This is a genomic window from Aquirufa sp. ROCK-SH2 (assembly GCF_054558315.1).
The window spans coordinates 1-12098 of the sequence record NZ_JBPXKB010000007.1; the positions used below are offsets into that span (position 1 = coordinate 1).

Below are 12098 nucleotides of genomic sequence, written 5' to 3' on the forward strand. Positions count from 1 at the left end.
GGAGAAGAGAGAAGAGAGGAAAGAGAAGAGAGGAAAGAGAAAAATTAAGGAAAATAGACTTAATGATTCTTAATGCCTTAATGTTAAAAAGAGATTGAACTACAAGTTCAAATCATAGTACACACTCGGCAAAGCCGAGCGCGTTTTCTTTTCTCTTCTCTTTTCTCTCTTCTCTCTTCACTTTTCTCCCTTATCTCTTCTACATTCCAAGCACAAACAAGCTCAACAAAACCACTAGAAAGGTCAAAATATAGATCGGAAATGTAAATAATAGCACGGCAAATAAAACCGAGTCATAAAATACTGTTCCTTTGGTTTTCTTTTCAACATAATTTCTTACTAAACAATAATAAGGCCGAATTAAATAATAAGCGAGGTTCTTTTTCGTAGCAAGAAGTCTCTGAGGCACTTCAAGATTCTTTTCTAAAATCCATTTGACTTTTTCATTAAACAAAATCCGGTCTTTGGGATTCATAATCGCATGATGCCATTCCAAAGATTCTAGATGAATATTGACTATTTTTCCAAAAGCAGTAAAGCTATTATAGCCTAAACTTGCAATATGGATGAGAGGGAACGTACCAATGTTATGAGTAGCTTCCAAGATGCGAGTAGCCCCTTTTTTGAAAGGTTGTATCTCATGATTATTTAAACAAATTCCTTCGATAAAAATTAATACAACCCCGCCATTTTTTAAAATTTCTACGGATTCCTGGAAAGTGCTAGAATTTCGATGCAAATGTTCTTTGCCTTCTCTGATTCGATGGATGGGAATCATGCCGATTTTTCGTAACAGATATCCAAATAAGGGCTTTTGAAATACATCACCTCGAGCTAGATAATGCAATTTTCTTTCATAGTAGGCCCCTAAAATAATGGCATCTAAAAAAGAATCTGGGTGATTAGCAACCAATAAAATGGGCCCTTTTTCTGTTAAAGCTTTTTTATTTTTAATATGGATTTCAGGGCAAAAGATTGCCAGTCCTAATCGAACAAAATGTTTAAGCAAGAAAATCAGCATATTGGCTTTTAAAATAGGAGACGAATCTTTAGCAAAATAGAGATTATGCCTTATTTATGAAAATAAAAGAGCTATTTTATCGTTTATTTTTCTTTCAGAATTGGGATTTAAAAATATTTTCCCTAGTTTTGCAGTCCCGAAGCGATTCGGGCCAATGAGGTGGATTAGCTCAGTTGGTAGAGCATCGGACTGAAAATCCGTGTGTCCCCGGTTCGAGTCCGGGATCTACCACCACATTGAAATTTAAACCCTGTCAGCAACGGCAGGGTTTTTTTGTGATAAATTTAAACCTATGAAAAATATACTATACTTATTTTTATTTGGGATCATATGTTTCTTTTTTTCTTGCCATCCTGATTCCAAGGAAGAGTTCTACCCTACTTTCCGCCTCATTCAAACAAATAAAATTCATTTTAACTCCTTTGTCGATTGTAATATGGCGGAGGCTTGGATTGGAGATACTTTACGAATTTTTCCTGGAAAATATGGAGAAGATCCACTCTGGGGAGATGCCAAAGATTTAAAATATTCCGATGGTCTAAATTCGATGGATGTTTTTAGCAATGAAGCAAAGGAATTTCATCAACCCAAAATACCAATTAATGTAAAACCTGAAGAAGATGGGCTACACGGAGCAGTTTGGTTTGAGACCATGTACCAAGCACCCAAAGACAAATCAGGCAAAACCTTATTTGGAATTTATCACAATGAAATTTATCCCGAAACGTTCCCCTATCGCACTAAAACAGGAAAAGGCTATCTAAAAACGAAAAACTGGCCAAGAGGTATCACGGGACCCGATAGTCCAGCTGCTGTTTGTAGAATCGGTATCATGAAATCGAAAGATGGGGGTAAATCCTGGGAAAATAAAGGGATTTTTATTGAAGACCTCAATGATCGAATGACCTTAAAACCTCACAATGTTTCTCAAACTTTTGCAGGCGGTGTGGGTGATCCATCAGCGGTTGTCAGCGGAGATCATTTGTATTTATTTTATGGGGAGTATGCTTATCCTGGAATTTATCAACCAGCAACTTTTGATCCATTCAAGGAAAAAGCAGGTCAGTGTATAAGTGTGGCAAGAATTGCCTTGAAAGATTTGGAAAATCCCCAAGGCAAAGCCAAACGTTGGGGAGGGAGCTCTTTTAATATTCCATTTGACAGCATCGGTAAACCCATTAAATCGCTTCAAATTCCCAAAAAAGAAGGCGGAGGGCCTATTTCATCTAAAAATGGCGGATATTATTGGGGACCTTCGGTGAGCTGGAACGAATATTTAAATTGTTGGGTCATGTTAATGGCAAAATCAGAAGGCATATCTTGGAAAGGAAGTAGGGTCTATATTTCTTTTAATCCCAATAAAAATTTAGCCGTAGGAAATAATTCGCAAGCTTGGACCAAACCACGAATATTTTTCGAAAAGCCAGGTTATATTTTATGGTACCCTTCTTTACAACCTTTGGATGACAAAGAATCTGTGCAAAAAAAATATACTTCTCTGAGGCTTGGAAAACGTGCACGATTCTTTGTTAAACGAATGCGGCCTATCGATGATTCTTATGCTTCCGATTTTATTATTGAATTTGAGAAATAATTAGATAAGTTTACGGAAAATTTATACCTATTAAACCTATGAAACTTACGAGAAGAGAAATGCTTCAGTCCGCTGGATTTTTTGCAGGAGCTTCTGCCATTCCACCTACGGAACAAAAAATAACGAAAGCATCCAAAAAGGAAATTACGCTTTGCCTTAATTTAAGCACCATCATGGGTCAAAATTTGGGATTCATTAAAGAATTGCAAATTGCTGCAAAAGCAGGTTTTTCCTCTGTGGAAATTTGGGTGCCTACTTTAGAAAAATACTTGAATTCTGGTGGATCTATCTTGGAAGCCCAAAAAATCATTTCTGATTTAGGCCTAAGCATTGAAAATACCATTGGTTTCGCGCCTTGGATTGTCGATGATAATGCTGTCCGAGGAAAAGGTTTAGAACAATTAAAAAAGGAAATGGCTTGGGTTCGCGAATTAGGCTGTTTACGAACTGCCGCACCTCCGATGGGTGCCACGCAACAAGCAGATTTAAATTTAAAGGCTGCAGCAGAAAGATATCGAATCATTTTAGACCTTGGTAAACAAATGGAGGTTGTTCCACAATTGGAAATGTGGGGCCATTCCAAATGTTTAAATCGAGTGTCTGACGTTTTGTTTGTGGCTTCTGAGGCCGGCCATCCAGATGCTAAACTTTTATTGGATGTTTTCCATATCTATAAAGGAGAAACTAGCCTTGATAGCCTTCATTTGGTGGGCGAAAATGCCATAGATATCTTTCATGTAAATGATTATCACACCCAATTGAAGCCAGAAATCATCAAAGATGCCGACCGAATTTATGTCGGTGATGGTGATGCTCCTATTGAAAAAATCATTCATAGCTTAAATACAGGCAATAAGCCTTTGATTATCTCTTTGGAATTATTCAACAAAGAACTATATGCCAAAGACGCGCTGCAAGTTGCTAAAGACGGCTATACGAAAATGCAAAAATTGAAAAATAAACTTCTATGAACAAATTTCTTCCCCTATTATTTCTAAGCACCTTTGTTTTTGCCCAAAAAAAACAGCTTAGTCAAGCGCCCATGAAGCTTTGGTATGATAAACCTGCCACGTATTTTGAAGAAGCATTGGTTTTGGGAAATGGTAAAATTGGTGCAACGGTTTTTGGTGGAACAAAGACGGATAAAATTTTTCTAAATGACATTACGCTTTGGTCGGGGGAACCTGTAGATCCTTATATGAACAAAGAGGCCTATAAAAATTTGCCAGCCGTGCGTGAAGCATTGAAAAATGAAAATTATCGATTAGCCGACTCGCTTGTCAAAAAATTACAAGGTAAATTTTCTGAATCTTATGCGCCTTTGGGAACACTTTACCTAGATTTTGATTCAAAAAATCCACAAAATTATTACCGTGAATTGGATTTAGATAAAGCCATCGCTTCCGTAAAATATCAAGAAGGTGATAATTTAATTCAGAAAGAGTATTTCGTTTCTTATCCAGATAAGATTTTTGTTATTCATTTGAAAAGCTCTCAAAAGGCAGGTTTAAATTTTAAAGTTCGATTTGATTCACAATTAAAATACAAAAACAAAGCAACAATCAATCACCTGCATTTTCAAGGAAATGCTCCTGTTCGTGCGGAACCGAATTATGTTCGTAAAAAAGGGAATCCAATTATTTTTGTTGACAATAAAGGAACAAGGTTCTCTGCCGATGTGCTTGTTCAGCAAACAGATGGCCAAGTGATTCAAACCGACTCCACATTAACCTTACAAAATGGCACAGAAGCCACTGTTTTAGTGTCTTTGGCAACTAGTTTCAATGGCTTTGATAAAAACCCGAATTCAGAAGGATTAAATGATGATGTCATTGCCGAAAAGCAATTACAAGATGCCAGCAAGGTTTTAGTAAATGATTTGCGTAAAAAACACATGCTGGATTATCAGAAATATTTCAAACGGGTTAATCTTGCTTTGGGAGGATCTTCCCCCAATTTGCCAACCAATGAGCGCCTTAGGAGATATGCCAAAGGGGAAGAAGATCCCTATTTAGAAACGCTTTATTTTCAATTTGGAAGATATTTATTGATTAGTAGTTCTAGAACCCCAGGAGTTCCAGCTAATTTACAAGGACTCTGGAATCCGCATATTCAACCGCCTTGGAGTTCTAATTATACCATGAATATCAACGCGGAAGAAAATTATTGGCTAGCAGAAAATACCAATTTGTCTGAAATGCATCAGCCGTTTTTGACCTTTTTAGAAAATCTAGAAAAGACGGGTAAAATCACAGCAAAAACGTTTTATGATGCACCCGGTTGGACGGTTCATCACAATTCAGATATTTGGGCAATGACAAACCCAGTTGGCGATTTCGGAAACGGCAGTCCAAGTTGGGCCAATTGGTACATGGGAGGTGCTTGGGCTTCCACGCATTTGTGGGAACATTATATTTTTACCAAAGATGAAGCATTTTTGAAACAGAAAGCCTACCCTTTGATGAAAGGAGCTGCAGAATTTTGCTTGGCCATGTTAATTCCAGATCAAAACGGAAAATTAATAACATCACCTTCAACTTCTCCTGAAAACAGGTACATAACACCTTCAGGTTATCAAGGTGAAACCATTTACGGAGGTTCAGCAGACCTCGCGATGATTCGTGAATTATTTTTAGATCTGATTGCGGCGCAAACGATTTTGAATGTAGATGCAACATTTAAAACGAAATTGGAGAACGCTTTGGCTAATTTGTATCCTTATCAAATCGGAAAAAAAGGAAACCTGCAAGAATGGTATTATGATTGGGAAGATACCGATGCCAAACATAGACATCAAAGTCATTTATTTGGATTGTTTCCTGGTACGCATTTGACACCTGAAAAAACACCTGAATTAGCCAATGCTGCCAAAAGAACCTTGGAAATCAAGGGAGACGAAACAACAGGATGGTCGAAAGGTTGGCGAATTAATCTTTGGGCTAGGTTAAAAGACGGCGATCATGCTTATAAAATGTATCGGGAATTATTGAAATACGTGGAACCAGATGGCGTTAAAGTAAATTATCAAAGAGGTGGAGGAACCTATCCCAATTTGTTTGATGCGCATCCTCCTTTTCAAATAGACGGAAATTTTGGCGGTGCTGCGGCAATAGCTGAAATGTTAATTCAGTCGAGTGCTGATGCGATTCAATTATTACCAGCCCTCCCAAAAGCTTGGAAGGAAGGACATGTTTCTGGCTTGAAGGCGAGAGGAGGATTTGAATTAGAGCTAGATTGGGACAATAGTAAATTAAAAAAGCTGTCTGTTCAAAGTCAAAAAGGAGGAAGAACCAAACTAATTTATCAAGGGAAAGAATTGATGTTAAATTTCAAAAAAGGCGAACGAAAGTTGATAAAATTTTAATCTATTGTCTTGAATTCACATTTTTGGACAACTTTTTTCTAAAATAGAACTAACTTTTTGACAATATGACTTTTTCTTAACAAAGTTGTACATTTTAATTAATTAAATTTATGGTTTATAATTAGCGAACCTCTATTTAATAAAACCTAAATGAATAAGTATTTACGGTTTAAAGAATTAAAGTCAGTGAGTGATGGAGTTGAAAAGTTCGGAGTGACTTTTGTGAATTTCTCCTTAGTCCATAATTTGAAATTAAATTGGGATAATCAATTTATGCGCGCGCGTATTGATTATCAAATTCATCAATCAGAAGGGGAAACCGTTTCCATCGTTTTTTTTAAAAAATTCGACTCAGAAAGGCATTTTATTTTTTGGAGAAAAGAGCTAGCAGATTTCAGCAAAAATGAATCGATGTATTTTGATCTTGGCATTAATGAAGCATGATGTAAGAGGTAATGAGGTAAGAGGTAAGATGTAAGAGGTAAAAATTAAATGTCTCTTTTCTATCTTCTCTTTTCTATCTTCTCTTTCCTCTCTTCTCTTTCCTCTCTTCTCTTTCCTTTCTTCTCTTTCCTTTCTTTTCCGAAAAATTTTATCAATTAACTGAACTTTATAACTCGTAAATTGCAGGGGGTAAGGGGACACATTTCCCCTTAAAAAAAGAAAATCAGAATCACTAACAGAAAACTTATATTTTAGATTTTCACCTCTGATGAAGAGAGAAAAGAGAAGAGAGAAAACTGGAAAAGAGAAAAAATTCCTTTTAACTACAAGTTTAAACCATTGTTTAGAATAGTAATTGAACTACAAGTTCAAATCATAGTACACACTCGGCACAACCGAGCGCGTGTTTCTCTTTCCTCTCTTCTCTTTCCTCTTTTCTCTTTCCTCCCTTCTCTCTTCTCTCTTCTCATCATACGTCTTAGATGACAACCCGTTCTTCTCGCAATAAAACCACTTTTCATCTCAACATTACCGCTCAAGGAAGAAAAAACAAATACTTCCATCGGCTTAATGTATCTTTGCGGTACATTTTGAATAAAAAAATTGTTCAAATTCTAAGTAGACAATTATTACATTATCCATCTCAAATGAAAAAATCAATTTTTGCAGCGATATTATCGCTCATCTGCCTTACAACTTTTGCACAAGTTCCTGCAGGAAGAATGCCCGATATGAATCGTGGACACGTTTTCGGAAAAGTTGTTGACGAACAAGGAAAACCTGTTGAATTTGCTTCGGTTGTTTTGTTAAAAACCGTACAAGATCCAGCTACGAAACAAAGTAAAGATGTGCTTGTAAAAGCACAGCAAGCTGAATTAAATGGCGATTTCAATTTCAAAGAAATTCCAGTTAATGTTCGTTTGAAAATCAAAATTAGTTTTGTTGGTTTCAAAAACTACGAAATGCCCGTTGCCTTTGCGATGCCAAAAATGGAAGGCATGACTCCTGGTCAGCAACCAGACCCTGCTGCTATGGCGAAAATGATGGCTGCCTTTGAAAAGGATTTGGGAAATATAAAACTAGCTACAGACAATACCATTTTGGAAGGTGTGACCATTACAACGGCTAAATCTTTGGTAGAAATGGATATTGATAAAAAATCATTTAACGTGGGACAAAATATTGTTACAGCTGGTGGAACAGCCATCGATGTAATGAGAAATATTCCATCAGTACAAGTAGATATCGACGGAAACGTAAAAGTAAGAAATGCGAATCCAACGTTGTTCATTGATGGAAGACCAACGACCTTAAGTATGGATCAAATTCCTGCTGATATCATTGAAAAAGTGGAGGTAATTACCAATCCTTCAGCCAAATACGATGCCTCAGGAAGTATGGCAGGTATTATCAACATTGTGTTGAAAAAGAATAAGAAAAATGGATACAACGGCATGGTTAATATAGGAGCTGACCGTTTTGGAGGTTCTAACCTCATGGGCAATTTTACGTATCAACAAAATAAATGGAATCTAACCGCAACAATCATGAACATGCGAAATAGAAATAATTCGCAAGGATATAGTGAACGTATAAGTAACATCGGTGGAATTCTATCGAATGTTTATCAAGACATTGATAATAAAACACAAGGAATGATGTTATTCCCAAGATTCTCTGCTGATTACGCCATAAGTAATAGAACGACCATTACCTTAGGCACCTTTTTTGGAGGAGGTGGAAAATTCACTCCAAATGAAGATATCATGATTTCTAGCACCGTAAATGGTGTGAAAACTTTGAGTCATCGTGTTTCAATCAATAATCGCGAGTTTAGTCCACAAGGCTTTCAATTAGGATTTAGACATGCTTATCCTAAAGCAGGAGAAGAATTGACAATGGATATGAACTTCTTTGGAGGAACAAATAAAAATGATGGAATTTTCACCACCGATTATTTGAAAAACAATGCGATAACAGGAACGCAAATTCAAAAAAACATAGGAAGTGGTAATAATAAATTCATCACAATTCAAACAGATTATGTGAAGCCTATTAAAAACGAAGGTACCATTGAAATGGGTTTAAGAGCTCAAATTAATGAGTTAACCAACGAAAACAATAACACAATTAAGCCCGTTGGATCAGATATTTATCGACCAATTGCTTCGGCTTCCATCAATTATAAAAGTGCCAATGATGTATATGCAGCTTATTTCTCAATTTCAGGAAAGAATAGCGCATTTTCATATAAAGTAGGTTTACGCGGAGAAAGCTCGAATTATGATGGAGAGTTATTGGACAAAAATCAAAAATTTAGCAATAAATATCCTTTGAGTCTATTCCCATCTATTTTCTTGAAGAAAGATTTAACAAAAACAGATGCCATTCAATTGAGTGTAACGAGAAGAGTAAATCGTCCGAATTTCTTCCAAATTATTCCCTTCATCGATTATAGCGATAGTTTAAATATCACCAGAGGAAACGCGGATTTGGTTCCTGAATTCACAACATCTGGCGAGCTTGCTTATAGTAAAACAAAAGGTTCAGCTACTTTTTTAGTTTCAGGCTATTATAAGTACACAGACAATTTGATTACTCGTTATTTGAAGCAAGAAATTAATCCTATCAGTGGTAAAATCGATTTGATTAATACGTTTGTCAATGCCAATTCGAGCATTAATTATGGTACAGAATTTACGTATACCAATAAATTGGTTAATTGGTGGGATTTAACAGCGAATGTGAATTTTTACAATTCAAAAATCAACATTGCGAACATAGATGCGAGTCAAGTAACAGATGGAATGTGGACAGCATTTGGAAAAATCAACAACAACTTTATGTTGCCTAAGAAATGGGTCATTCAATTATCTGCGGATTATCAAGGAAAAACGAATATCCCGGTTTCACAAAACCAAGGAATGCAAGGCCCTCCAGGTATGCAAGCGCAAAGTTCTTCGCAAGGATATATTGAACCCTTTTATGGTGTCGATTTAGCCATCAAGAAATCGTTCTTCAAAAATGATATGGCTTCCTTAACCCTTTCATTCAATGATATGTTTAAAACTCGTGGAAATACGCGTGTTTCCTATGGAGAAGGTTTTACCCAATCATATTACCGAATTGCTAACCCTCAACAAATTCGTTTAACTCTATCTATTCGCTTCGGTAAATTTGATATGAACTCTATGAAAAAGAATAATAACAATTCTGGCTCTGAGGCTATGCAGATGCAGTAAAGGGAGAGAGAAGAGAGGAAAGAGAAGAGAGGAAAGAGAAAAGAGAAGAGAGAAAAGAGAAAAAAATACTTTTACCTTTTACCTCTTACCTATTTTTCTCTCTTCTCTTTTCTTAAAAATAGCTGTACTTTTGCGGTTTAGTAAATTTCAACATCATTTTCATGACAAACGCTTCAAGCCGGACTAAAATCATTTTAGTTTTAGGTATTTTATCTGCCATAGGACCACTTTCCATCGATATGTATTTGCCCGCCTTCAAAAATATGGCGAATGCGTTACAATGTTCTGAAGAGCAAATCGGTTATACATTATCAAGCTTCTTTTTTGGAATTTGTTTGGGGCAATTAATCAATGGTCCGGTTTTAGACCATTTTGGTAGGAAAAAAGTATTGTATGTCGGATTATCTGCTTATGTTCTAAGTTCGTTAGCTTGTGCACTTTCCACTTCAGTAGAACAATTAATTATTTTTCGATTTATTCAGGCCATTGGAGGAAGCATAGGAATGGTGGCGCCCAATGCGATTATTCGGGAAACTTTTGAGGAAAAAGAAAGGCCTAAAATTATGTCGTTGATGATTTTAATTTTAGGAGTCTCGCCCATTTTGGCCCCTTCACTTGGAAGTTTATTGTTGATTGTTTCTAGTTGGAAATTCATTTTTGCTTTATTGGCATTCATTATTTTTGTCATCATTTTCTTGATAAAAACTTGGTTGCCAGAAAAAGTGGATAGAGAAAAAGGGGGCGAATTCAAATTGTCCAATATTGTGAAAGCGTATAAATCTCTATTCAAAGAAAAAGAATTTCTGATTTTCGCATTTGCGGGATCCATTGGTGCTGGAACCATTTTCACCTTTGTGGGAGGAGCGCCATTGACTTTTTTGAATTATTATAACGTCAATGAAACTAAATTTGGTTGGATTTTCGCCATTGTAGCCTCTGGAATTATCGGAGCAAGTCAATTGAATCATTTTGTTTTAAAAAGATACACTAGTCTGCAAATTTTAAAAATAACACTACCTGTTCAATTGATATTATGTGCCATTTTCGCCCTTCTTTCAAAAATTGGATGGATTACTATGGAAGTCAATATATTGTTGTTATTCCTTACTTTGGCTTGTCAAGGTTTTAATTTTCCAAATGTTGCTAGTTTAGCTTTAAGACCATTTCACAGAGGAGCCGGCTCTGCCTCCGCCATGATGGGTTCCATTCAAATGGCTTGGGGCTCCATTTGTTCCATGGCCATCGGTATGCTATTTGATGGTACACCATTTACAATGGCAATCGTCATGTGCTTTTGTGCACTTTTGGCCAATGTTATCTTGTTTGGAATTGGAAGAAAAGTTATAAAATAAAAGAAGAGAGAAAAGAGGAGAGAGAAAAGAGAAGAAAAAATCTCTTACCTTTTACCTCTTACCTCAAAAGGGCCTTTCCCTAACACAAACAACCTCGGAAAAAATTGTAAAAGTATCTTGACTTTTCTGGAAAGCTCTATTTGATTTTTGGTATCATGCAAGAGTTTTTTCCCACTGAATAGGTTTAATATAATTTTCCACATCCAAAAAATAGGCACCAAGATCAGGTAATTGAGATAAATCAACATCATTGGAAATAGTCCATAACTTTTGCGAATCCACAATAAATTTGACAATTGAATTTGAATAGAAAATCGGTTGATAAAAGAATATTCAGTTCTTCTATACTCGTTTTCATGAATCAAATGAATGAATTTTACCTCTGGAGAATAGGCTAATTTGCCCAATTTGGCTAGTCGAAAACTTAATTCGGCATCTTCGGCATACATGAAAAAGGCCTCATCCCATTTTCCTGCCTTTATGAAATTCGCTTTGGAAATGAGAATAAATGCCCCCACTAAATTATTGGTTTCTCCTTCCTGAAAATCTTCTTTGGGCAAAAATGTATCGATTAATCTTTGAATAAAAGGTAAATTGGGCAGTATATAAAAATCTCTTCGAATCGCATTTAAGGTTGAATAAAACGGGATTTCATGTTTATCTTCATCCAATTGAATCCCCCCTATGGCTACAAAATCCACCTTATTTTTTAAAAACTCCCAAGCCTTAAAAATTGAATTATCGAAAATTAAAGTATCAGCATTCAAGAAAAGCACATACTCCCCTTGAGCATGCTCAACCCCTATGTTATTCCCTTTCGAAAAGCCCCAATTTCCTCCTGAATCAATCCATTGAGTCCTTGGAAATTCCGCTAATAATTCCTGATTGGCGCCTTCCACATAACAATTATCCACCACAATGAACTCATAGCTTATTCTAGAAGTATATTTAGAAATACTTCTCAAACAGTCCAAAAGCAACTTTTCTGTTTTGTAATTAACAAATATGATGGATACGTCGATCAAAGTGTTTTATTTTACCCCAAAATTAGCTTCATTTTGGGATTATTCTCTATCAATCA

At 36.0% G+C, this 12098-nt stretch carries 8 protein-coding genes and 1 tRNA gene; 7 read left to right on the top strand and 2 right to left on the bottom strand.

From position 1 onward, the window contains the following. Window positions 1-199: 199 nt before the first annotated feature. Entirely contained in the window at window positions 200-1021 is an 822-nt protein-coding gene (locus tag V7S79_RS11975) for a 1-acyl-sn-glycerol-3-phosphate acyltransferase (RefSeq protein WP_459490833.1), read from the bottom strand. A 158-nt stretch (window positions 1022-1179) separates the two neighbouring features. Here V7S79_RS11975 and V7S79_RS11980 point away from each other — a divergent pair. From V7S79_RS11980 to V7S79_RS12010, 7 genes are all read left to right on the top strand, one after another. After that, a tRNA-Phe gene (locus tag V7S79_RS11980) sits at window positions 1180-1255 on the top strand. A gap of 58 nt (window positions 1256-1313) precedes the next feature. Then, window positions 1314-2615, top strand: coding sequence for a hypothetical protein (locus V7S79_RS11985; protein WP_459490834.1), 1302 nt, complete (start codon window positions 1314-1316; stop codon window positions 2613-2615). Window positions 2616-2653: 38 nt separating this feature from the next. Then, a complete protein-coding gene (locus V7S79_RS11990) occupies window positions 2654-3586 on the top strand; it encodes a sugar phosphate isomerase/epimerase family protein (protein WP_459490835.1) in 933 nt (310 codons plus the stop codon). Continuing rightward, complete coding sequence (locus tag V7S79_RS11995; RefSeq protein WP_459490836.1) at window positions 3583-5979, top strand: glycoside hydrolase family 95 protein; 2397 nt, start codon at window positions 3583-3585, stop codon at window positions 5977-5979. Before V7S79_RS11990 ends, V7S79_RS11995 begins: the two co-directional genes overlap by 4 nt. 150 nt (window positions 5980-6129) lie before the next feature. Next, entirely contained in the window at window positions 6130-6423 is a 294-nt protein-coding gene (locus V7S79_RS12000; protein ID WP_459490837.1) for a hypothetical protein, read from the top strand. A gap of 647 nt (window positions 6424-7070) precedes the next feature. Beyond that, the gene (locus V7S79_RS12005) at window positions 7071-9665 is read left to right on the top strand and encodes an outer membrane beta-barrel protein (RefSeq protein ID WP_459490838.1); all 2595 of its coding nucleotides are present in this window, start codon (window positions 7071-7073) and stop codon (window positions 9663-9665) included. 161 nt (window positions 9666-9826) lie between these two features. Next, window positions 9827-11017 (top strand): multidrug effflux MFS transporter, encoded by a 1191-nt coding sequence (locus V7S79_RS12010; protein ID WP_459490839.1) that lies wholly within the window; start codon window positions 9827-9829, stop codon window positions 11015-11017. Window positions 11018-11061: 44 nt separating this feature from the next. Here the strand turns inward: V7S79_RS12010 and V7S79_RS12015 are convergent, their stop codons facing one another. Then, a complete protein-coding gene (locus V7S79_RS12015) occupies window positions 11062-12042 on the bottom strand; it encodes a glycosyltransferase family 2 protein (RefSeq protein ID WP_459490840.1) in 981 nt (326 codons plus the stop codon). Window positions 12043-12098 lie beyond the last annotated feature (56 nt).